This is a genomic window from Neptuniibacter marinus (assembly GCF_965223595.1).
Lineage (GTDB): Bacteria > Pseudomonadota > Gammaproteobacteria > Pseudomonadales > Balneatricaceae > Neptuniibacter > Neptuniibacter marinus.
The window spans coordinates 208663-230649 of sequence record NZ_OZ245004.1; the positions used below are offsets into that span (position 1 = coordinate 208663).

The following is a 21987-nucleotide window of genomic DNA, read 5'->3' on the forward strand; positions in this document are numbered from 1 at the left end:
CCTATTTCTCTTACCAACCAGCATGGGCGGCGATAGCGCTCGCAATAGCTAAAGCTATTTCACTTGGGTGACGTTTCACGGAGTAATCCAGCAGTTCTGGATGATTCGGCACAAAACTCGTATTAAAATTGGCATCCTTAAAATCTGGATGGCGTAGGATCTGCTGATAATAATCCGCGGTCGTTTTAATACCGTGTAGACGCATGTCATCTAATGCACGCTGACCACGGGCGATCACCTGATCCCAAGATAGGGCCCAAACAACCAATTTAAGACACATCGAATCGTAATAAGGCGGTATCTCATAACCGGTATAAATAGCCGTATCGACTCGCACACCTGGGCCCCCAGGCGCGTAGTAATGACTCACTCGGCCAAAACTAGGTAAGAAGTCATTTTTCGGATCTTCCGCGTTAATTCGGAACTGCAATGCATAACCACGAAATTGAATATCATCTTGTTTGTAGCTTAACGGTAAACCCGCTGCCACTCGCAGCTGTTCTTGAACAATATCAACCCCAGTAATTTGCTCACTAATAGTATGCTCAACCTGAACACGCGTATTCATCTCCATGAAATAGACATCATCACCCGAGATCAAAAACTCCACTGTTCCCGCGTTCTCATAACCAACTGCTTTTGCCGCGCGTACCGCTAAATCACCGATATATTCCCGTTTCTCTTGGGATAACTGAGGGCTTGGTGCAATCTCAATCAGTTTCTGATTTCGGCGTTGTATAGAACAGTCACGCTCAAATAGGTGGATTACATTGCCATGGCTATCCGCTAAAATTTGGACTTCGATGTGCAAAGGATCAACAATACATTTCTCCATAAACACTTCAGCAGACCCAAACGCTTTCGTTGCCTCAGAAATGACACGGGGAAATTGGGTGATCAGTTCTTCATCACTATCGCAACGACGGATTCCTCGCCCACCCCCACCGGAGGTTGCTTTGACCATGACGGGATAGCCAATCTCTTTAGCAAGCGCCAACGCCTCGTCTAGCCCACTCAGATTGCTTTCTGAACCCGGCGTTACTGGTACATTGGCTGCTCGCATACTGTCACGAGCTTGAGTTTTATCACCCATGCCATGTATGACACTCGATTTAGGACCGATGAAAATCACACCGTTCTTTTCGCATAACCGAGCAAGTTCAGGATTTTCAGATAAAAACCCGTAGCCTGGATGAATCGCATCACAACCGGTCTCTAAGGCTAGATTTACAATCCGCAAAGGATCTAAGTAACCGGCTAATGGATCATCACCTAACGAATAAGCCTCATCAGCACGCTTAACATGCAGCCCATAACGATCCGGCTCCGTGTAGATCGCTACCGACCGGATACTCATCTCCGCACAGGCTCGTACAATACGTACGGCGATCTCCCCTCGATTAGCAATCAAAACTTTTTTCAACATAACCTTTTCCTCAACAGCGAGAATCACAGCGTAATTGGCTATCACTAAAAGAAGAAATCGTTATTTTTTTGTTTTACTATAAGGTCTACCTTATACATAGAATGAAATATAGCTTATGCAATACACAGTACCTCGCATCGCTAATCGCTTAACATTCCGACAACTTCAGGTATTTCATGCGGTTTATTCTTCACTAAATTACAGTAAAGCCGGTGAGAAATTAGGCTTAACCCAACCGGCTGTGAGTGGGCAAATCCGGCAATTAGAGCAGGCCCTTGGCTCACCTTTATTTGAATATGTTGGTAGGCGCTTATACATTACAGGTGCAGGTGAAGCCCTGGCGGTACACACTGAATCTATTTTTAGAGAACTCGAAAAACTACAAATCGATCTGAGCGAACAACAAGGTAAAGTCGCAGGCGATCTCCGACTCGTGGCGGTTAGTACTGCACAATATGTAGTGCCTTATCTGATCAAAGATTTTTCAATTTTACATCCTAATGTTCATATCACCGTTTCCGTTGTTAACCGCGCCACAGCCTTACAACGTATGGAAGAAAATAGAGATGATTTAACAATTATGGGCCTTGTACCAGAAAACAGGCCACTGAAAGTTTTACCTTTTTTAAACAATGAGCTAGTTCCAGTTGTACCTGCAAATCATCCATTTATAACGCAAAAAAACATTTCTCCGCAGCAGTTTCTTAATAGTCAGCTATTACTACGTGAAGCAGGCTCAGGTTCTCGCTTAGCCTTGGAAAATCATTGTTTCAAAAACGGCTTAAAACTGAAGGGGGTGATGGAATTAGGCTCAAATGCAGCCATTAAACATGCGGTTATCGCAGGTTTAGGGGTCGCGGTTCTGCCTAAGCTCAGCTTGCTAGCGGAACTGAGACTTAAAAATCTTCACGCTATCTCATTGAACGGTTTCCCATTAAATCGTTCTTGGTCTGTGGTTTACCCAGAATCAAAATATCCGACCCCAGCCATGAAAGCCTTTATGGACTATATGCACACAAACTTAGATACAATTGAACAGCAGTTTGAACACCTTCAAAACAGAATGGATATATAGCGGTAACATCGCTCATATCATCATCCGCTGTTTTGCTAAATAGAAACCTAGCCCATATCATTGATGTCGCGTTTCGTTATACTCAAATCGACCGTTGACCCCGACTATTAGCAGGGAATCTAATGCTACAACGCATATGGCTCAGCTTTTTTCTTATCGCCTTTAGTGCTGCCTTGTATCAGTGGCTTTGGCTAGATGATTCCGGTGTGTTTCAACGCCTTGTTCAATCTACATTTGATATGTCAAAACTCTCTGTCGAGTTATCCATTGGCTTAATTGGCACGTTAGCGTTTTGGCTAGGGATGATGAAGTTAGCTGAAAGCTCTGGGCTTGTGGATAAGTTCGCCCGCGGAATAAGTCCCTTGTTTACTCGCTTAATGCCAGACGTTCCTAAAGGCCATCCAGCCTTAGGCTCTATGACTATGAACCTCTCGGCTAATATCCTTGGGCTCGACAATGCAGCAACCCCCTTAGGACTTAAAGCGATGCGTGATTTACAGGCGCTAAATCCGCAAAAAGATACAGCCAGTAATGCACAAATTCTATTTTTAGTCCTAAATACATCTTCAGTTACCCTCTTCCCAATCACCGTCTTTCTCTACCGAGCTCAACAAGGTGCTAGTGACCCAACCTCTGTATTTATCCCTATTCTAATTGCTACATGTTGCTCTACATTAGCAGGATTATTGGCAGTAAGCTTTGTACAGAAAATACCGCTATGGGAACGTGTAACACTGCTCTACATCGGTGGGTTTATTGCCTTTTTACTCGCCTTTATCGGTTATTTCTCCACCCTCACGGTGGATCAATTACAGCGCCAATCCTCCCTTGTTGGGAACTTTACAATTTTCACCGCCGTTATCGGCTTTCTATTGATTTCGCATATAAAGAAGGTCAACGTCTATGAGACATTTATTGAGGGTGCAAAAGAGGGGTTTGAGGTAGCGATTAAGATCATCCCCTATCTACTTGCGATGCTGGTAGCTATAGGCGTACTGAGGGAGAGTGGAGCTTTAGAGGGGTTTATCTGGCTTCTGCGTGAAGGCTTAGGTGCTTTAGGGTTCGATACGCGCTTTGCTGACGCCCTCCCAACCGCAATCATGAAACCATTATCCGGCTCCGGTGCTCGGGCGATGATGTTAGAAACAATGAACACCCATGGTGTCGATTCCTTCCCTGCTTATCTCGCATCGATTATTCAAGGCTCAACCGAAACAACCTTCTATGTGCTGGCCGTTTACTTTGGTTCAGTGGGAATACGCCATACCCGTCATGCAATAGCCTGCGGGTTAACGGCTGATTTAGCCGGTATTATTGCCGCGATCAGTGTCGGTTATTGGTTTTTTGGTTAATGCTTGATCTAACAAACTTATAACGTTGCGCTATCAACAAGATTAGAAGGCATCCAAACCACGAATATGCCCATGACCGTCAATCGCAACCTGCACACACTCAGCCTCGGTCACTTTACGCAACTCCGTACCATCAGGGCAGCAACCCCAAGCTTCTACTTTGATACGCATAGAGGTATGACCTGTCTCTACCAATTGAGTATAGAACGACATAATAGTGCCCACACGAACCGGGGACATAAATGCCATCTGACCAATAGATACAGTAGAGATGCGACCTTTAGATAGACGAGCAGAAAATATCTCTGATGCTTGTACCATCTTCGCAGACACCCAACCTCCATAAACGTCACCAAACATATTTGTGGCATCACAAGCCGCTGGTAGCTGTAAACTCAGCTCACCTTCTGGCTGTAGGCTTTCATCATCATTTAATATCATTATTAAGTCACCTCGACAGGAGCGTACTAACGCTATTTAACCAACTTCACTTGGTAGCGTATGCCATCAAGCTTACAAAGCTCGCTGGGCTATTTATCAATATTAGTCGAAGACTATACAAAAGTATTAATCATTCAAACCCCATATTGAAAAAACGTTCACTTTTTAAAAAATGTTTTGTGTTGTCACATTTTTGTCATTAAAGCCCCTTATAGTTCTTCGCATATTAACTTTCACACAAATATTAAGACTCTCTGGAGCTTTACATGAAACCTATGAAAAAGTTATTTGCTGCTGTTGCTATCTCTGCAACCTGCGTAGCTGCAAATGCATCTGACCTTCTAGATAACAACCTTCCTGTTTATACTAAGGCTTCCGGTGTTTCTGGTAACCTTTCCTCAGTAGGTTCTGACACACTTGCTAACCTAATGACATTGTGGGCTGAAGAGTTCAAACGCAACTACCCTAACGTTAACATCCAAATTCAGGCTGCCGGTTCTTCTACTGCTCCACCAGCACTAACTGAAGGCACATCTAACATTGGCCCTATGTCTCGTAAAATGAAAGACAAAGAGCTAGAAGCCTTTGAGAAAAAATTCGGCTATAAACCAACACCTGTAGCTGTTGCTATCGATGCCTTAGCGGTATTCGCTCATAAAGATAACCCAGTTAAAGGCCTAACTATCGCGCAAGTTGATGCGATCTTCTCTTCTACTCGTAAATGTGGCGCTGCAAACGACATTTCTACTTGGGGTGATGCCGGCGTAACAGGCTCTTTAGCTGATAAAACAGTTCAGATCTTCGGCCGTAACTCTGTATCAGGTACGTACGGTTACTTCAAAAAGAAAGCACTTTGTAAAGGTGATTTCAAAAACAACGTTAACGAACAGCCAGGTTCTGCTTCTGTAGTTCAATCTGTATCTACTTCTTTGAACAGCATCGGTTACTCCGGTATCGGCTACAAAACAGCCTCTGTCCGCGCACTTCCTTTGACAAAGAAAGAAGGCACTGCATTCGTTGAAGCTACACCAGAAAATGCACTTAACGGCACTTACCCACTTGCTCGTTCACTTTACGTATACGTGAACAAAAAGCCAGGTCAGCCTCTAGCACCACTTGAGAAAGAGTTCCTGAAAATGGTTATGTCTAAAGTAGGTCAAGAAGTTGTAGTTAAAGATGGCTACATCCCTCTACCTTCTGCTGTAGTTAAAAAACAGATGGCTGCTCTAGGCATGTAATACGCCTCGAACACGTTTGACATCAATAAGGGGGCCTTTAGGCCCCCTTATTTCGCTTAAAGCACCCTCTGTAACATTGGTGTAACAAACTTTTAATATTGTACGCGCCGTAAATTCAGTTAACCTCAGGACCAACGCGCCATGAGTAAAGACAATATAGCTTCAGCCGAGTTGGATTTTAATACGCCAGCCGCTAAGCGAAACAGAAGCATACGCGCACTGAAAGATAAGTTTGCAGCGGCAGGCATCGCCTTCGGTGGAATCAGTGTAATCGTAGCCATTCTGCTGATCTTCTTCTATCTACTCTATGAAGTAGCGCCTCTATTTGAATCAGCAGATATAGAAAGGTGGCAGGAGAATAATCAACAGGTTGCACCCTATTCCGTCCCAGGCGAAGGTAAGACACTTTACCTTACAATGGAGGAACAAGCGGAAATAGGTTTACGGATCACAGATCTAGGCCAACTTGTGTTCTTCAATACGCTTAACGGTGATGTAATCAAGCAGGAGACTATTAATGTTCCTGCCGGTGCAACCGTTACTAGCTTTGCAATTGCGTCAGAATACAGTGGTATTTTTGCCTTAGGCTTCAGCAACGGTGAAGCGCTAGTATTTAAACAATCCTACAAATCCACATACCCTGATGGTATTCGCGTCATTTCGCCTGAGGTCGTTTACCCTCTTGGCGCTGAGCCAATCACTATAAGTGAAGGTCCAGTGGACGTTCTCGCCTTAAATGGTGGTGAAGACGAATGGACAATCGTCGGGGGTCAGAAATCTAAGCTGACAGCTACAGAGGTGACTCTTTCACTCAATATCATCACCGATGAAGTGTCTGCAGAAACCAACTCCTTTGCGCTACCTAACATGAACATCTCAGCGAAAAAGCTTTTATTGATGCCTGATCGCAACTGGATGATGATCGCTAGTGATGGTGGCAAGCTGGGTATTGTTAATATGAAGGCTGAAGGCGGCCCCGCTATTACTCAGCTTATTGACGCGACTACCGGCAATATTACTTCATTCGAAATGCTACTAGGGGGTAACTCACTGCTTATCTCTGATGATCTAGGTGTAACCAGCCAGTGGTTTTTAGTACGTAATGATAAAAACCAATGGGTGATGACTAAGGTTCGTAGCTTCGAAAATGGTAATACTGCGGTGAGCTCAATCTCAATTGAACACCGCCGTAAAGGTTTTGTCACTATTTCTGAAGAAGGACAACTGTCGTTCTTCAGCACAACGGCACATCGTACCTCATTAAGTGCAGCAATCACTGAAGGCAATGCCGATATGATTGCACTAGCGCCGCGTTCTAACGCACTGCTAGTAGAACAGGACAATATGCTAACCTTATGGGCGATTCATAACGAACATCCTGAAATTTCGTGGAGCGCTATTTGGGAAAAAGTTTGGTACGAAGGCTATGAAGAGCCTGAGTACACTTGGCAGTCCTCTGCTTCTACAAATGACTTTGAACCTAAATACAGCTTGATGCCTCTAGCGTTTGGTACTCTTAAAGCGGCATTCTATGCCATGCTATTTGGCACACCGCTTGCGATTTGCGGGGCTATTTATACCGCTTATTTCATGGTTCCAGCGATGCGCCGCAAGGTAAAACCTTTCATTGAGTTAATGGAGGCTTTACCAACCGTTATCTTAGGTTTCTTAGCAGGCTTATGGTTAGCGCCTTTTATGGAGGTCAACCTCGCCGGAATATTCGTCACACTCCTTGTCCTACCTGCGGCGATTATCGCCTTCGCTTTTGCTTGGTCTGGGGCACCAAAATCAATTAGGTATCTTATACCTGATGGCTGGGATGCCGCTCTGTTAGTACCCGTCATTATCCTAGCAACCTACTTTAGCTTTGCTATAGCGCCTTATTTAGAGCAGATGCTATTCGGTACAGAGATGCGCTACTGGGTAACCAGTGAGTTAGGTATTCCTTACGACCAACGTAACGCGCTTGTTGTAGGTGTGGCCATGGGCTTTGCAATTATCCCGACCATCTTCTCAATTACAGAAGATGCGATATTTGCTGTGCCAAAACACTTGTCCTATGGCTCATTAGCTCTAGGAGCAACGCCATGGCAAACCTTAGTGCGTGTTGTTATGCCGACCGCAAGCCCAGGTATTTTTTCTGCGGTCATGATAGGTATGGGTCGTGCGGTAGGTGAAACAATGATTGTATTAATGGCGACAGGTAATACGCCGATCATGGATGTGAATATCTTTGAAGGCATGCGTACCTTGGCAGCCAATATAGCTGTTGAGATGCCAGAGTCTGAAGTAGGTAGCACCCACTTCCGTATCTTGTTCTTGGCCGCGTTCGTATTGTTCTTATTCACCTTTATGGTGAATACGCTAGCGGAGCTGGTTCGTCAGCGCTTGCGTAAGAAATACGGCTCACTTTAACCCGTGCGTAATAGAGGATAATTCTAATGCGACAGTCTTTTTCAGAATGGACAAAATCCGGCGCACCTTGGGTATGGCTTAATGCCGGTGCCGTAGCGATCTGTCTAATCATGGTAATTGGGTTACTTTCCCTAATTGCCGTTCGTGGTTTGGGACATTTCTGGCCTGCCGATGTAGTTCAAGGTACCTATGTCGAAAATGATCACAGTGTTCGTCTAATTGGTGAACGCGTACAAACAGAGATCGTTCCTGCAGAACAGCTGCGAGGAAGCGGTGTCACCGTTGCTGAAAATGTTGAAGAGATGCATCGCTCCCTTATGAAAGTAGGTAACCGTGATCACGGTGGTACCGATTTCATTTGGATTATCGATGATTTTCTTGGAAACCAAGAAAAACCGGAAATGCTATTTACGGCAGAACGTCGTGAATGGGGTAATTTTTACGGTTACCTTCGCGGCATTAAGGAAGAAGGGAAATTAGTTGCTAGCCATGACGGTTACGAAAGCAACCCTGAATACCAGATTTTATGGGATGCCTTACAAAACCGTATTGAGCGGGTAACGTCGATTCAAGAGAAGATTGATCATATTGAGAAGGGCGAAATTAGCTCAATCAACTATGAGCTTGAACGTCTTCGTTTGAAAGAACGCTCATTACAGCTAAAAGAGGTCGTAGAGACTGCACCCTACCAAGCAATTACGGATCGCCGTCTAGAATTAGATGCTGAATACGAGAGTCTTCAGAGTGAACTACTCGCACTATACAAAGCAATTAATCGTGACAGCATTACCGCTGAGATCGCTAATGGACAAGTTGTTGAATTTAAAATAGCCTCAATTGTCCGTGCTTTCCTGCCGAATGATATGGGCCTTGGTGGCAAACTTGTGCACTACTTCCAAAAACTTTGGGAGTTCGTCTCAACAGATCCACGTGAAGCTAATACTGAAGGGGGGATCTTCCCTGCAATCTTCGGTACAGTAATGATGGTTCTCATCATGTCTGTTATCGTTACGCCATTTGGTGTGGTTGCTGCTGTATATTTACGTGAATATGCAAGACAAGGATTTGTTACCCGCCTTATCCGTATCGCGGTAAACAACTTAGCGGGTGTACCTTCGATCGTTTACGGTGTATTTGGTCTTGGTTTCTTTGTTTACTTTTTAGGTGGTCATATAGATGACGCCTTCTTCCCAGAAGCAAAGCCAGCTCCGACATTCGGAACACCCGGCCTTATGTGGGCTTCTATTACATTGGCACTGTTAACCGTTCCAGTGGTTATCGTTGCGACTGAAGAGGGCTTAACACGTATCCCTCGCGCAGTTCGTGAAGGATCTTTAGCACTCGGTGCAACGAAGTTCGAAACCCTGATGAAAATCGTTATTCCAATGGCAAGCCCCGCCATAATGACCGGTGTCATACTGGCTATTGCGCGAGCTGCCGGTGAGGTAGCGCCATTAATGTTGGTTGGTGTGGTCAAACTGGCACCAAGCCTACCATTGGATTTGAACTACCCATACCTACATTTAGATCAGAAATTTATGCACTTGGGCTTCCACATCTACGATGTAGGTTTCCAAAGCCCCAACGTTGAAGCGGCTCGTCCGCTGGTATACGCAACGGCGCTTCTGCTAGTGATCGTAATCGCATTGCTAAATTTGACAGCAATTCAGATTCGAAATCACCTGCGTGAAAAATTCAAAGCGCTTGAAATGTAACTAGAAGTCGGACTTAATTTTTTAAAAGGTTGCTAAAATGACTAGCGAAGCTAAAACACACGCAATTGATATCTCTTCTTTGCAGCGTGACCACCAAACATTAAACCTCAAGGAAGAAAACTTGGCGCTTGAGGTGAAAGATTTAAAATTGCGTTATGGCGATAACGAAGCCCTACACGGTATTGATATGCTAATCCCGAAAAATCGTGTAACAGCGTTTATCGGTCCATCCGGTTGCGGTAAATCAACATTATTACGTTGCTTCAACCGCATGAATGATTTGGTTGATGATTGCCATATCACAGGCCAGATTCTACTTGATGAAGATAATATCTATGATCGTAGTGTCGATATTGCTGAACTGCGCCGTCGCGTAGGGATGGTGTTCCAGAAACCAAATCCGTTCCCTAAATCGATCTACGAAAACGTGGCTTACGGCCTGCGTATTCAAGGCGTCACTAAAAAACGCGTTATCGATGAAACCGTTGAATGGGCACTAAAATCTGCGGCGTTATGGGACGAAGTAAAAGATCGTCTACATGAAAGTGCATTAGGTATGTCCGGTGGTCAGCAACAGCGTCTCGTTATTGCACGTACCATTGCGGTAAAACCTGAAGTATTGCTATTGGATGAGCCCGCTTCAGCATTAGACCCAATCTCTACACTAAAAATTGAAGAGTTGATCCACGAACTGAAGAAAGACTTCACTATAGTGATCGTAACTCACAACATGCAGCAGGCAGCCCGTGTATCTGATTACACGGCTTTCATGTATATGGGTGATCTGATTGAATTTGGTGTAACTGATACGCTTTTCACTAACCCTGAAAAGAAACAAACTGAAGACTACATCACTGGCCGCTACGGTTAATTTGGGGAAGGATAAAAATCATGGAACTTAAAACAGAAGATTATTCCACGCATATCTCCCAGCAATTCAATGAAGAGCTGGAACAAATTCGTACTCAGCTCCTTACCATGGGCGGCGTGGTCGAACGCCAAGTTCACGATTGTATTGATGCGCTACTAAATGGTGATGCGGAACTCGCTGAACAATCTCGTCGAGTTGATAAACAAACGAATGAGATGGAAGTTCTTATAGACGAGCAATGCACAATGATTATTGCTCGCCGTCAACCGGCTGCAAGCGATCTACGTTTAATTATTGCTGTATCAAAAGCGGTTTCAGACTTAGAAGGCATGGGCGATGAAGCAAGTCGTATCTGCCGCCATGCCATTGAGTTGGTTGAAGAAGGCAGCTCTCCTCGCGGCTACCAAGAGGTTCGCCATATTGGCAATTTAGTCCGTGAAATGGTTAAAGATGTATTAACTGCATTTGCTCGTAATGATGCGGAGCTCGCTTACCGTGTGGCAAAAATGGATAAATCTGTCGATCAGGAATACCGCTCGGCTATGCGTTCTCTTGCAACGTTTATGATGGAAGATCCACGCTCAATCTCTAGCGTTATGAATGTAATCTGGGTACTACGTAGCCTAGAGCGTATATCTGAACATGCCCGAGCGATGGCAACCCACTTGATTTACCTTGTTAGCGGTACTGATGTGCGTCACGGAAGCCTTAAACAAATTAAGCGCGCCGTTACATCTGACTCAGATGGTAATGAATAAATAGCTTAACTCATGCGATGAAAAACAGCCTTCGGGCCACTGCTATCCCACAATTTTTTAATCATAAAGGGATCCTCATCTGAGGGTCCTTTTTTGTCGCTCTGGCGGTGACGGGTTTAGCAACTCTTTCAGAGCTTTTCGTTCAAATAAGCTTAGTTGAAGTAATCCGCATTACTCTCTGTACGGTCCTCCCCTTTTTCGCACAGTGCCGCGCATACGCTAACAAGAGATAGCTGATCATTGCGATCCAGATCTGCGTCATGACTGCATTTTGGGAACTACCTAAAAATGCTTTAATTTTCAGGTTTTGCTTAATCGCTTTGAAGAACAGTTCCACCTGCCAACGGTCTTTATAAATAGCCGCAATTGTGCTGGCAGCTAATTTGAAGTTATTAGTTATAAAACGATACTGTCGCTTAGTTTCAGGGCAGGTAAATCCCACTAGGCGCAACTTGGGCGCGCCTTTTTTTTGGGCGTGCTGACTGGTTAGCCTAATACTCTGGTCATAATCAACACCTGCGCTTTGATGGTGTTCGATAACCTCATAGACCGCATTGGGTCTTAAGCGAGTCACGAAGCTAACTTCTTGTTTTGATAGTAATCCATACCAGCTGTAGTCGTTATACCCCTTATCAAATGCAACAATACGGCCTTTCGGAAAACGGAACTGACGGCCTTTGATTAGCTCGCTTTCCAGCCCGTGGCTGAGGGCAGTAAACTCAGGAATGAGTGAGGCGTTATTCAACCCGACATGTAGTTACATAGTCGCTTTAGTTTGGTGGCACTGTGCCTATGGAAAGAGCTTGAGAGACAGGTCGATCACGCTGGCATCTAATGAATAGAGAGGGTTTTTAAAGCGGAACTTATGGTTATTATCCCTTAATGAACAGCGCTGTAGTAGTTTATAAAATACAGCTTCATAAAGTTCAGCGGGTTGTTTTTCGTTCAGGCGAGCTAATGTTGTTCTGGCGATGGGTTTGGCGCCCAGATGATAAAGCTTGTGCTGCTGGCTGCGTAGACTGGATTCAATATCACGCAGGCTTTGACGGCCAGAAAGTTGTGACATGGACATCCCAATGAACTGATCCCAGCGAGATGCTGAACGTAATTTTTGCCCCTGGTGATGTTGTTTTGCAAGCGCCTCGAATTCATGTCTCGGCAGAGGTTGCAGCAACTGATGAAAAGCGGTGTTATGATGTGACAAAGCCTGAGTCCTTTGGTTTAACTGGTGTGTGGTAACAACAGTTTACCAGTGGATCTCAGGCTTTTTCATTTACCATCCAAAACTATGGGACAGCAGTGGCCTCCGGGCTGTTTTTTTTGGTTAATCTCAAAGTTCTGAAGCGATTGGTCGATATAATGATCACAACGTAATATACCAGCTTAAACATCAAGGCTTAGAAAGACGTGTAGATGCTTAGCTGTTCTCGGATTTAGGGCCTTTATGCTGCAATACACTGTCTACGCTGATCTAAATTGTCCTTTCTGTTATGCCTTGCATGAACAGTTACATGAATTCGGCCTATTACCCCAGGTCGATTGGCGTTTAGTTGAGCATGCTCCCGATATTGCTATCTACAATAAAACCGCTGAAAACCAAGCAGAATTAGCGAGCGATGTATTTGTCGTTCGCAGTCGCGTTCCTTATATAGACGTTGCCCTACCGCAAAGAAGAAGTGATAGCCATTTTGCTAACCTCTGCGTCATCCAAGCAGCAGAACATGACCTAGAAAAATCTATTAAATTACGTCATTTACTCTATCGCGCGCTCTGGATCGACGGTTTAGATATAGCCGAGATACCTGTTATCTATGACTGTCTCATCGCAGCAGGGTTACCTGCAGAAGTGACAATAGAAGAAGCACAAGAAAACCTTTTAGCCCAATGGCAACAAAGTTGGGAAGATGGCAACTTCAACTTAAGAATTCCAGTGATCTGTAGTTCAGATGGCCGAACCTCTCTTGGTTTACCTAGCACTGATGATTTGAAAGCGTTCTTTAAAGGCGAAGAGATCAGTACACTAGAGATTCGTGGCGAAGTTAAAACGAAACCTCTACAGCAAACCATCGCAATCTACTGTGACCATAATATAGAAAACATTTGGCCTTTAATCGCCTCTTTACGTAACGACTACAATATTCTTTTACCCTCAAACCGTTCAGAATTGAACCAGCTGCTACATAAAGATCACCCTGCATTATTAATGCTAAGTACAGAAAATCAATGGGATAGCATGTTTTCACTATGCAGGGACGTCACAAGTAACCAAGACGATTTATCTATCCCTGTCGCGTTCATCAATCAAGAAAACGATGATCAGCGTGAGCTAGAAGCTTATAATGCTGGCGCATCTGATTTTATGTACCTGACCCGCCCAGCCGCTGTTTTACAATCCCGCATACAGATTCTAATGCAGATGAAGCAGTCCCAAGATAAGCTAGCCCGTTCAGCGCGTATAGATGGCCTTACTCAAGTGAATAATCGTCGCGAATTTGACCGTAGCATTGACGCTGAATGGCGCAGGGCACAACGCTCTAAACGCAACTTAGTGCTTCTTATGCTCGATGTAGACCACTTCAAATCCTTTAATGATCAATATGGACACTTAGCCGGTGACGGCTGCTTAAGAACTATTGCGCAGGCGATAAAAAAAACCATTAAACGGGCTGAAGATTCTGTTTATAGATATGGTGGTGAAGAGTTTGCAGTTATACTCCCAGAAAGCACTCTGGAAGGAGCAGATATCCTTGCTGAAAAGGTTCGTGCAAATATTGAAGCCTTACAGATCAAACATCTAAACGCTGGCGACAAAAATATTGTGACAGTTAGTATTGGTATTGCGAGCTGTAAACCCTCTGAAGATATCTGCCCGAACGACTTAATCGAACAGGCAGATAGAGCACTCTATAAAGCTAAAGAACTGGGCCGGAATAGAGTTATCCTCAACACCTAATACTAGAGTTCCGGCATAGAAATAAAGCCAGGTAAGGCTTTAATGCGGTTTATCCATGCCCGAATATGTGGGTAACTTTCTAGGGAAACACCCCCTTCATGGGATAAGCCTACATAAGGCATCACAGCACAGTCAGCAATTGTTGGGCGATCTAAAGCTAACCATTCATGCTCAGTCAGTTGAACCTCAAGAATAGGTAAAATTTTAGCCGCAACGGCTAATGCACTTTCTTTATGCAGATCGAATCCAAACTTATCCACAAGCCGTGCAGCACCTGGGCCATTCTGTACCTCATTCGCCGCCGTCGACAGCCACTGTATAACTTCAGCTTGCTCAGCAGGCGTTTTAGGGTACCAACTTTCATCAGCATATTTCCCAGCAAGATAAACCAAAATAGCTTGGGAATCTCTTATCACAACCTCCCCATCAGTTAAAACAGGAAGCTCCCCTAATGGGTTTAAGTCAATCACTGGTGATTGTTTATGCTCACCGGCCATAAAATCGACGGGAACTAACTCTAGTTTAATACCCGCTAATGCAGCAAATAAACGGGCTTTGTAACAGTTACCCGATAACTCAAGATCATAAAGCTTCATGTTAAATCTCCTTGTTTTATTACCCCGAGTTCTAGCAGCTGTTCCTCACTAAAACGAGGTGTCAAATATTGTGAACAGTTCCAATCAAAAGCTTCCAACTCAATCTCGATGACAGATTCGACTCGCTCCTTTTCACTGCAATAGTCCATAACCGGCTTTAACCGCTCGGATAGGTCATCAAGAAAATGAATACGCATTCGGCCTAAAATTTTTAACCGGCGCTTATTAGCGTAGTCTACTAAGAACAACGCCACCTTATTGTTATGGGTGCTATTACCAAGCGTTTGATATTGAGAATTACCTCGATAATTAGCAAAGGCTAAGCATTGATCGTTAATGATTTGTAAAAAGCCGAGAGGGCCGCCTCGATGTTGAATATATGGCCAATCATTTTCAGAAACCGTTGCCATATAAAAACTATCCCGCTGCGCTATAAAAGCACACTCCCGTTCCCTTAAACGATCAAAGTCTGGCATACGCCCACGCATCTGCTGCATTTTTTCAAAACTGCCAAAATGCTGCTGTATTGATTCTACGGCGGGGGTGAATGTTAATTCACTAAAACGGTGGGCCATCGATCTCTCGTTTACTTTATTAGGTTAAAGTCATTATTGTTCATTCATTTATAGCAATAAATAAAAATAAACGACTTTAACTAATGCGATTTTCGCATTAATATAAACATATGAATAAACTTAAAGCGATGGCTATTTTTGTAAAAATTGTTGAAAGCGGTAGTTTAAATGGCGCAGCGGATAAACTATCGATGTCACAATCATCCGTAGTAAGAGCCCTTGCTGCTTTAGAAAATACCTTAGGCGTTCAACTTCTCTATAGAACCACTAGACGCCTGACTCTCACTGAAGAGGGGCGTGATTACTGTCAGCGCTGCCGACAAATACTGCTTGAGGTGGAAGACGCAGAAAATGCACTGACTCAACGGCAAATTAAACCGAGTGGAAAAATACGTATTACCGCCCCCATGACCTTCGGGCGTCTACACCTAGCACCTATTATTAATGACTTTTTAACCACCTTTCCTGAAACCGAGGTTGAGCTTCTACTCCTCGATCGTGTTGTAGATCTTATTGAAGAAGGTATGGATATAGCCTTGCGCATAGGCCAACTCCCCAATTCAACTTTAATTGCTAAACAGATTGGTCATATCCGTTATAAGGTCTGTGCTAGTCCTGCATACATTCAAAAAGTAGGTATACCTAGCGCCCCCACTGAACTATCCGAGTACCAATGTATACGGCTTACAGGACTAAAATCGCACTCTGAATGGGCATTTAAAGAGACCGGAAAAGTACACAAAATAAACGTATCGGGCCCTTTTAAAACGAATCATATTGAAACAGCGCTAGATGCTTGCGCCCAAGGGTTAGGCTATTGCCAGTTTTTAAGTTATCAAGTCGACCAGAGAATTGCTTCAGGAGAGCTAACACCAGTACTTGAGAGCTTTGAACCCGATCCTGTACCAGTGAATTTGGTTTACCCTCACTCACGCTTACTTTCATCAAGGAGTCGGTACTTTATTGAATGGGCAGCCCCTAGATTAAAAACACGCTTATCTTTAATCCAAAGCTAAAGGTTTATCCCGCGATAGTCACTTCTCAAAGTATTTTTCCAGAGGTGGAAAACGTTCAATAAGACCTTCACGTCCCAAAGTTTCCATTAGCGCTATGTTCCGCTCAGGGATCTCCTCTGGCGTTTTATAGTGCATTAAAACACGACTCATCTGCCCTTCACGGATAATATGAATAGTGGGGAACGGCGCACGATTGGTCCAGTTACTAATATGATCGGCATCAACGCCAGCAAAGCAGTATTGAGGATGAAAACTAGCCAACTGAAAAACCCCATCAAGACCGGCATCTTCTAACGCATCTTGGCACATATCCAATAGATCAAGAAAGCTATAAAAGTCGATGGCAGTCTCAGTAAAACTGATTAAGCTAGTGGATAGCTCAGATTCTTTACAGTTCTGAATATGCTGTAATTCGTTTAGAAAATCTTGGATTGCAACATCCAGCTCAGTCGCATGTGACACACTAAATCGGATTGCTCGTTTACGCACCTCAGGGGCCGCAAAGGGACATAAATTAAGGCCCACGACTATAGATTCAACCCACTGCTGAGTTAAAGTCGCGGCCTCTTCTGCAGGAAAAGAAAATTTTTGTATATTCATAAAAAGGGATACTACCTCAGCCTATCGGCTGGAGATACTCATACATGTTAAGATATTGGTTTTGATGAAATCTCAGGACAACTGATCTGTGCCCATAAAAGCTGCCCTTACTCGACAAAGTTTTGATACTCGTTGGAAATCACTCCGTCGTCCCTATCAACAGGTCGCCCCCCAACAATTGCGCACTTGGTTTACTGACCACGGCTCTCTGACACAACGTTTGATAAAACTAAGTAAAGGCGACTTTCGAGTTGAAGTGGTACAACAAGGTTGGTTTAGACCCACGCGCTCAGAAGCTAAAGCGCTAAAAATGGATTACCGCCAAGTTGCACTCATTCGAGAAGTTCAACTCATCGGCAATGGCCAACCTTGGGTCTTCGCTCGATCAATTATTCCAGCACAAACACTCAGCGGTGCGGAACGTCAGCTCAGAGTATTAGGCAATCGGTCATTAGGTAGTTTGCTATTCAGCGATCCAACTATGCGGCGTGGACGCTTACAAATATGTCGTTTATCGCTTAATAGTACGGAAAAAGTATGGGCGCGCCGATCTGTATTTTTTCTATCGAAAAAGCCTCTTTTGGTTTCAGAGGTTTTCCTGCCGCAACTTCTGCAGGTAAACTAAACCTAATTAGTATTTTAGTAAACGCACGTCTAATTAACGGATTAAATCGCAGACAACTTTATGGCCTCTGGAACACAAAAAAACGCCCCTTTCAGCGCAGCTAAACTGCGAGCATTTGTACAAATAATGCGTATAAATAAGCCCATAGGCAGCTATCTCCTTCTGTGGCCAGCTTACTGGGCCCTATGGATGGCAGCGGAAGGTATGCCTGCATACGACATCCTCATTATCTTCACGCTTGGGGTTTTTCTTACTCGCTCAGCAGGCTGCGTAATTAATGATTACGCAGATCGCAAGATAGATGGTCATGTTAAACGTACCGCCATGCGACCTATCCCTTCCGGCCTGGTTAGTCCAAGGGAAGCCTTAATTCTCTTTACCATCTTAATGTTGGCCGCATTTGTACTGGTACTCTTTACCAATATAGAAACCATTATTTTATCTTTAGGAGGTTTAGCATTAGCTGTCTGCTACCCTTTTATGAAGCGCTACACTCACCTACCACAAGTAGTTTTGGGCGCTGCGTTTTCTTGGGCTATTCCTATGGCTTTTACCGCAGTGACTGAAAGTGTACCTATTTATGCGTGGTTAATTTATATAGCCAATGTTTTATGGACTATCACCTATGACACTATGTATGCCATGGTCGATAAAGATGATGATCTACGTATAGGTGTTAAATCAACTGCCATACTATTTGGCGATGCAGATAAAGTTATTATAGGGATTCTCCAACTAACAACACTGATTACTCTTGCCTTAGTTGGTCAACAGATTCACTTGGATTGGCCTTACTATCTCGGTTTAATCTGCGCTGCAGGCTTCTTTATTTATCAACAGTTCCTTATCCGTAATCGCGAACGTGATCTATGCTTCAAAGCGTTTTTAAATAATCATTATGCAGGTTTAGTGATTTTTATTGGTGTCGCAAGCCATTATTTCTTAGCACAATCGGATCTTTTTAAGCTATAACTTAGTAATTCAATGCAGTCTGTAATATTTGTGTAACAGTATTGTCTTCTAATAGCCCCGTCGATAAATTGAAATATAAAGGGCAATAACACCATGTCTGATTCTAAAAGCGTACTTATCGTAGATGATGAGGCGCCTATTCGCGAAATGATCGCAGTTGCACTAGAAATGGCTGGATACAACTGTTTAGAAGCGGAGAACGCTAATGAGGCGCACAGCCTGATCGTAGACGATAAACCGGATATGGTCTTATTGGATTGGATGATGCCCGGCACTAGCGGCATTGAATTCGCTCGTCGTTTACGCAAAGATGAAACAACCGCTGATCTCCCCATTATCATGCTAACCGCTAAAGGTGATGAGGATTACAAGATCAAAGGGCTGGAAGCAGGTGTAGATGATTACATCACAAAGCCATTCTCTCCTCGCGAATTAGTAGCGCGTTTAAAAGCGGTACTTCGTCGTACAACACCTAAAGGGATTGAAGAACCGGTAAGCGTCGATGGCCTGACACTTGATCCTATCTCCCATCGCGTAACCTCAGAACAAGATCCTATTGATCTAGGGCCTACAGAGTTTCGTCTATTACAATTTTTTATGACACACCAAGATCGCGCATACTCCCGTAGCCAGCTGTTAGATATGGTCTGGGGAGGCAATGTATATGTCGAAGAGCGTACGGTGGATGTGCATATCCGTCGTCTACGTAAAGCCCTTGGCGCTCGACATGATTATCTGGTACAAACAGTGCGCGGTACCGGTTACCGATTCTCTGCCAATGTAGCCTAACGACTTTTCCGATAGCTTTTATAGGATGTAATATGCAAAAGAACCGTCACTCAATGTTGTCCAATTTAATGGTAGTGAGTGGTGCCTCTTTGACTATAGGACTAATACTAGGCTATCCAGGCTGGGCCACCAGCTTAGGGCTTATTGGCTGGTCTCTCTTGCAAATAAACCGATTCAATAAATTAATGGATTGGTTTCATAAAAATGATGACCAGATCGAACTACCGGAAACCACGGGTCATTGGGGGGAGTTGTTTGATGAGTTATCTCGCGTACAACGTCGCCAACATACGAGAGAAACACGCTTAGGTAACATAATTAAGCGCTTCCAAGATTCAACCTCCGCTTTACAAGACGCTATCATTATTATTGATAAAAATAATAATCTTGAATGGTGGAATAAATCAGCAAATCGCTTACTTGGTCTGGACGATAAAACGGACCAAGGCAAGCCTATAATGAATCTACTCCGTGATCCCCGTTTTGTCCGCTATTACAAACGTGGGCAATATAATGATCCAATTACTTTACCCTCCCCTGCACATAACGATCTTAAAATTCAATATCAGATAACGCGCTTTGGGGACGCTGATCGGCTACTGGTTGCACGGGATATTTCGCGAATTATTCGCCTAGAACAAACCCGTCAGGACTTTGTAGCAAACGCTTCCCATGAACTACGTACTCCTCTAACGGTCATCCGAGGCTATTTAGAAACCTTCTTAGACCAAGACCTCCCTCGACCTCTAATTCGCGGTTTAGGCTCCATGCAGCAGCAAGCACGCAGAATGGAAAACCTCGTGTCTGATCTACTACTGCTATCCAGACTCGAAGCCAGTCATCAGGTCTCAGATGAGCAACCTATTCAAATTCAGAATGTTATTCAGCACATTATGGAAGGGGCTGAGCAGCTAGCTCAGGAAAAAGGCCACAAATTTAGCTTAAATATTGATCCAATACATGATCTTTCCGGTCAAGAGATCGAATTGCATAGCGCATTCTCTAATCTGGTTTATAACGCCGTACGTTACACCCCCGCTGGTGGAAATATTAAAGTAAGCTGGTGGGTGGATGAACAAGGTGGGCACTTTTCAGTAAAAGACAATGGCCCTGGGATAGAATCTATTCATCTTCCTCGACTAACCGAACGCTTCTACCGTGTTGATGAAAGCCGCTCATCCGCCAGTGGCGGAACCGGTTTAGGCCTAGCAATTGTGAAGCATGTGTTGGCTCGCCACCATGGCCAGCTAACCATTAAGAGTAAAGTAGGTAAAGGAAGTACATTTGCTTGCCATTTCCCAGCTGAAAATGTCGGTGTTCGCCCCGAGCCAGGAGAAAACACCTACGAAGAGCAAAAATTGATGGGATTCCAGCAAGTCGAAGACTCTAAGGATAATCAGACTACTCCCTAAATCGTCATCATTGGGTATAGCCTGATAATTGCTTAAGACTCTAACTTTTTCTGATCTAGATCGATCTCAACCCCAGCATGAGCTTCAACCCAGTAAATCGTTGCTCCAACAACCGCCGCAGGCATCAAGATCAGATTTAAGATCGGGATCATCATCCCCAGTTGAATTAAGCCACCAAAACCAATAGACGTAAGTCGATCCGATTTCAGCATCAACTTCATATTTTTAAAGCTGACCTTATTGTTATCCATTGGATAATCGCAGTATTGAATCGCCATCATCCAAGCACCAAACAGCAACCACAAAAATGGTGCAATAATATTAATCACAGGGATAAACGACAGCACTACCAAAAACAATACCCGAGGAAGGTAATAAGCCAGTTTAGATAACTCACGTGCAATAGATCGCGGAATAAGTGCTACCACCGCTTTCCAGCCCTCATCAGTAATCACATTACCTCTTAAACGCTTCTCAACCTTCTCAGACAAGAAACCATTGAAAGGAGCCGCAATGATATTCGCAACTATAGTAAAGCTGTAATAAACCATAACAAAGACTAATAAAGCCATGATCGGCCAAAGAAGATAGTGCAGAAACGATAGCCACTCCCAATCGGGGAGAAAAGCTGAAATCATTTTATCGACCCAACCACTAAACTGGCTAAATAACAACCAAATTGCACCGATAAATAGCACGACATTCGTTAATAGGGGAACTAGCACAAAGGGCCGAATTTGCGGATCAGGTAGCATCTGCAATCCTCGCAGCAGATACCCAGCACCTCTAATAGGATTTCCTTTCATAATCGCCTTTATTAAATTAGAAAATTAATTATACGGATAGCCACTGCCGCGACCATCATAGTCAAACCAGCGCGATTCACATTAAATTCGCGCTTAGTCATATTTATAGTTGGCTTCCAAAACTCGATCAGTGATTTGTAATCTTTGGTTCTACCGGCATACATTGCTAAAGAAACAAGATAAACCAACAACCCACCCAAAAACAAAAACTGCTCTATTATTGCCAGATACATTACTCTCGCCTTTATTTGTTGCTATCAAAGAGGAACTCGTTATTATTTTATCAGTCCCTTAAGAAAGCTAGCCTACCAAAAAACAGTGTTCTCGGCTGCCCTGTATAGGTTATAAAACT

20 protein-coding genes and 1 pseudogene are annotated in these 21987 nt (G+C 43.9%); 13 read left to right on the top strand and 8 right to left on the bottom strand.

The window, feature by feature from the left end:
• Positions 1-10: 10 nt before the first annotated feature.
• Positions 11-1426, bottom strand: coding sequence for an acetyl-CoA carboxylase biotin carboxylase subunit (locus ACOQOE_RS00950; RefSeq protein WP_067869076.1), 1416 nt, complete (start codon positions 1424-1426; stop codon positions 11-13).
• A gap of 115 nt (positions 1427-1541) precedes the next feature.
• Here ACOQOE_RS00950 and ACOQOE_RS00955 point away from each other — a divergent pair, with 115 nt between their 5' ends.
• Positions 1542-2501, top strand: a complete 960-nt coding sequence (locus tag ACOQOE_RS00955) for a LysR family transcriptional regulator (protein WP_067869073.1) — start codon at positions 1542-1544, stop codon at positions 2499-2501.
• Positions 2502-2623: 122 nt separating this feature from the next.
• Positions 2624-3853 carry a nucleoside recognition domain-containing protein gene (locus tag ACOQOE_RS00960; protein WP_067869070.1) on the top strand — a complete coding sequence of 410 codons (1230 nt, stop codon included), beginning with the start codon at positions 2624-2626 and terminating at the stop codon, positions 3851-3853.
• Between the two features lie 42 nt (positions 3854-3895).
• Here ACOQOE_RS00960 and ACOQOE_RS00965 read toward each other — a convergent pair whose 3' ends face one another.
• The gene (locus ACOQOE_RS00965) at positions 3896-4294 is read right to left on the bottom strand and encodes an acyl-CoA thioesterase (protein WP_067869067.1); all 399 of its coding nucleotides are present in this window, start codon (positions 4292-4294) and stop codon (positions 3896-3898) included.
• A 266-nt stretch (positions 4295-4560) separates the two neighbouring features.
• On the opposite strand from ACOQOE_RS00965, the gene ACOQOE_RS00970 reads away from it, so the two are divergent.
• The 5 genes from ACOQOE_RS00970 (at position 4561) to phoU (ending at position 11291) form a co-directional block, all read left to right on the top strand.
• Complete coding sequence (locus ACOQOE_RS00970; RefSeq protein WP_420554692.1) at positions 4561-5532, top strand: PstS family phosphate ABC transporter substrate-binding protein; 972 nt, start codon at positions 4561-4563, stop codon at positions 5530-5532.
• A 141-nt stretch (positions 5533-5673) separates the two neighbouring features.
• Positions 5674-7947 carry an ABC transporter permease subunit gene (locus tag ACOQOE_RS00975; protein WP_420554693.1) on the top strand — a complete coding sequence of 758 codons (2274 nt, stop codon included), beginning with the start codon at positions 5674-5676 and terminating at the stop codon, positions 7945-7947.
• A gap of 26 nt (positions 7948-7973) precedes the next feature.
• Positions 7974-9662: a phosphate ABC transporter permease PstA gene (gene pstA, locus ACOQOE_RS00980; protein WP_197468074.1), complete on the top strand. Its 1689-nt coding sequence runs from the start codon at positions 7974-7976 to the stop codon at positions 9660-9662.
• Between the two features lie 37 nt (positions 9663-9699).
• On the top strand, positions 9700-10533 hold the full coding sequence (gene pstB / locus ACOQOE_RS00985; protein ID WP_067869055.1) for a phosphate ABC transporter ATP-binding protein PstB: 834 nt from the start codon (positions 9700-9702) through the stop codon (positions 10531-10533).
• 20 nt (positions 10534-10553) lie between these two features.
• Positions 10554-11291 (top strand): phosphate signaling complex protein PhoU, encoded by a 738-nt coding sequence (gene phoU, locus ACOQOE_RS00990; protein ID WP_067869052.1) that lies wholly within the window; start codon positions 10554-10556, stop codon positions 11289-11291.
• Between the two features lie 61 nt (positions 11292-11352).
• On the opposite strand, the pseudogene ACOQOE_RS00995 reads toward phoU, so the two are convergent.
• Positions 11353-12495: pseudogene (locus tag ACOQOE_RS00995) on the bottom strand (IS4 family transposase).
• Positions 12496-12735: 240 nt separating this feature from the next.
• Between ACOQOE_RS00995 and ACOQOE_RS01000 the strand changes: the two are divergent.
• Positions 12736-14244, top strand: coding sequence for a diguanylate cyclase domain-containing protein (locus ACOQOE_RS01000; RefSeq protein WP_067868040.1), 1509 nt, complete (start codon positions 12736-12738; stop codon positions 14242-14244).
• A gap of 2 nt (positions 14245-14246) precedes the next feature.
• Here the strand turns inward: ACOQOE_RS01000 and ACOQOE_RS01005 are convergent, their stop codons facing one another.
• Together ACOQOE_RS01005 and ACOQOE_RS01010 are read right to left on the bottom strand one after the other, a co-directional pair.
• Positions 14247-14840 (bottom strand): glutathione S-transferase family protein, encoded by a 594-nt coding sequence (locus ACOQOE_RS01005; RefSeq protein WP_067868037.1) that lies wholly within the window; start codon positions 14838-14840, stop codon positions 14247-14249.
• A complete protein-coding gene (locus ACOQOE_RS01010) occupies positions 14837-15415 on the bottom strand; it encodes a pyridoxamine 5'-phosphate oxidase family protein (RefSeq protein WP_067868034.1) in 579 nt (192 codons plus the stop codon). The genes ACOQOE_RS01005 and ACOQOE_RS01010 overlap by 4 nt, the downstream gene beginning before the upstream one ends.
• Positions 15416-15525: 110 nt before the next feature.
• Between ACOQOE_RS01010 and ACOQOE_RS01015 the strand changes: the two genes are divergently transcribed.
• On the top strand, positions 15526-16431 hold the full coding sequence (locus tag ACOQOE_RS01015; protein ID WP_420554694.1) for a LysR family transcriptional regulator: 906 nt from the start codon (positions 15526-15528) through the stop codon (positions 16429-16431).
• 18 nt (positions 16432-16449) lie between these two features.
• Here the strand turns inward: ACOQOE_RS01015 and ACOQOE_RS01020 are convergent, their stop codons facing one another.
• Entirely contained in the window at positions 16450-17031 is a 582-nt protein-coding gene (locus ACOQOE_RS01020) for a DUF1415 domain-containing protein (protein ID WP_067868028.1), read from the bottom strand.
• Between the two features lie 88 nt (positions 17032-17119).
• Between ACOQOE_RS01020 and ACOQOE_RS01025 the strand changes: the two genes are divergently transcribed.
• The 4 genes from ACOQOE_RS01025 (at position 17120) to phoR (ending at position 20829) form a co-directional block, all read left to right on the top strand.
• Positions 17120-17656: a chorismate--pyruvate lyase family protein gene (locus ACOQOE_RS01025; RefSeq protein ID WP_067868026.1), complete on the top strand. Its 537-nt coding sequence runs from the start codon at positions 17120-17122 to the stop codon at positions 17654-17656.
• A gap of 60 nt (positions 17657-17716) precedes the next feature.
• Positions 17717-18628 carry a 4-hydroxybenzoate octaprenyltransferase gene (ubiA, locus tag ACOQOE_RS01030; protein ID WP_067868023.1) on the top strand — a complete coding sequence of 304 codons (912 nt, stop codon included), beginning with the start codon at positions 17717-17719 and terminating at the stop codon, positions 18626-18628.
• Between the two features lie 93 nt (positions 18629-18721).
• Positions 18722-19417: a phosphate regulon transcriptional regulator PhoB gene (gene phoB / locus ACOQOE_RS01035; protein WP_067868020.1), complete on the top strand. Its 696-nt coding sequence runs from the start codon at positions 18722-18724 to the stop codon at positions 19415-19417.
• A gap of 32 nt (positions 19418-19449) precedes the next feature.
• The gene (gene phoR, locus ACOQOE_RS01040) at positions 19450-20829 is read left to right on the top strand and encodes a phosphate regulon sensor histidine kinase PhoR (protein ID WP_067868017.1); all 1380 of its coding nucleotides are present in this window, start codon (positions 19450-19452) and stop codon (positions 20827-20829) included.
• A gap of 32 nt (positions 20830-20861) precedes the next feature.
• Here the strand turns inward: phoR and cysZ are convergent, their stop codons facing one another.
• Together cysZ and ACOQOE_RS01050 are read right to left on the bottom strand one after the other, a co-directional pair.
• On the bottom strand, positions 20862-21635 hold the full coding sequence (gene cysZ, locus ACOQOE_RS01045) for a sulfate transporter CysZ (protein ID WP_067868014.1): 774 nt from the start codon (positions 21633-21635) through the stop codon (positions 20862-20864).
• Positions 21636-21646: 11 nt separating this feature from the next.
• The gene (locus ACOQOE_RS01050) at positions 21647-21868 is read right to left on the bottom strand and encodes a hypothetical protein (protein WP_067868011.1); all 222 of its coding nucleotides are present in this window, start codon (positions 21866-21868) and stop codon (positions 21647-21649) included.
• Positions 21869-21987: the final 119 nt, after the last annotated feature.

Bases quoted from the DNA above. Each gene is read 5' to 3' on its own strand.
- phoB (WP_067868020.1), top strand. From the start codon at position 18,722: ATGTCTGATTCTAAAAGCGTACTTATCGTAGATGATGAGGCGCCTATT.
- cysZ (WP_067868014.1), bottom strand. From the start codon at position 21,635: ATGAAAGGAAATCCTATTAGAGGTGCTGGGTATCTGCTGCGAGGATTG.
- ACOQOE_RS01020 (WP_067868028.1), bottom strand. From the start codon at position 17,031: ATGAATATACAAAAATTTTCTTTTCCTGCAGAAGAGGCCGCGACTTTA.
- ACOQOE_RS01050 (WP_067868011.1), bottom strand. From the start codon at position 21,868: ATGTATCTGGCAATAATAGAGCAGTTTTTGTTTTTGGGTGGGTTGTTG.
- ACOQOE_RS00950 (WP_067869076.1), bottom strand. From the start codon at position 1,426: ATGTTGAAAAAAGTTTTGATTGCTAATCGAGGGGAGATCGCCGTACGT.
- pstA (WP_197468074.1), top strand. From the start codon at position 7,974: ATGCGACAGTCTTTTTCAGAATGGACAAAATCCGGCGCACCTTGGGTA.
- ACOQOE_RS01010 (WP_067868034.1), bottom strand. From the start codon at position 15,415: ATGGCCCACCGTTTTAGTGAATTAACATTCACCCCCGCCGTAGAATCA.
- ACOQOE_RS00960 (WP_067869070.1), top strand. From the start codon at position 2,624: ATGCTACAACGCATATGGCTCAGCTTTTTTCTTATCGCCTTTAGTGCT.
- ACOQOE_RS01005 (WP_067868037.1), bottom strand. From the start codon at position 14,840: ATGAAGCTTTATGATCTTGAGTTATCGGGTAACTGTTACAAAGCCCGT.
- phoU (WP_067869052.1), top strand. From the start codon at position 10,554: ATGGAACTTAAAACAGAAGATTATTCCACGCATATCTCCCAGCAATTC.
- phoR (WP_067868017.1), top strand. From the start codon at position 19,450: ATGCAAAAGAACCGTCACTCAATGTTGTCCAATTTAATGGTAGTGAGT.
- ACOQOE_RS00965 (WP_067869067.1), bottom strand. From the start codon at position 4,294: ATGATATTAAATGATGATGAAAGCCTACAGCCAGAAGGTGAGCTGAGT.
- ACOQOE_RS00975 (WP_420554693.1), top strand. From the start codon at position 5,674: ATGAGTAAAGACAATATAGCTTCAGCCGAGTTGGATTTTAATACGCCA.
- ACOQOE_RS01000 (WP_067868040.1), top strand. From the start codon at position 12,736: ATGCTGCAATACACTGTCTACGCTGATCTAAATTGTCCTTTCTGTTAT.
- ACOQOE_RS00970 (WP_420554692.1), top strand. From the start codon at position 4,561: ATGAAACCTATGAAAAAGTTATTTGCTGCTGTTGCTATCTCTGCAACC.
- pstB (WP_067869055.1), top strand. From the start codon at position 9,700: ATGACTAGCGAAGCTAAAACACACGCAATTGATATCTCTTCTTTGCAG.
- ACOQOE_RS00955 (WP_067869073.1), top strand. From the start codon at position 1,542: ATGCAATACACAGTACCTCGCATCGCTAATCGCTTAACATTCCGACAA.
- ACOQOE_RS01015 (WP_420554694.1), top strand. From the start codon at position 15,526: ATGAATAAACTTAAAGCGATGGCTATTTTTGTAAAAATTGTTGAAAGC.
- ubiA (WP_067868023.1), top strand. From the start codon at position 17,717: ATGGCCTCTGGAACACAAAAAAACGCCCCTTTCAGCGCAGCTAAACTG.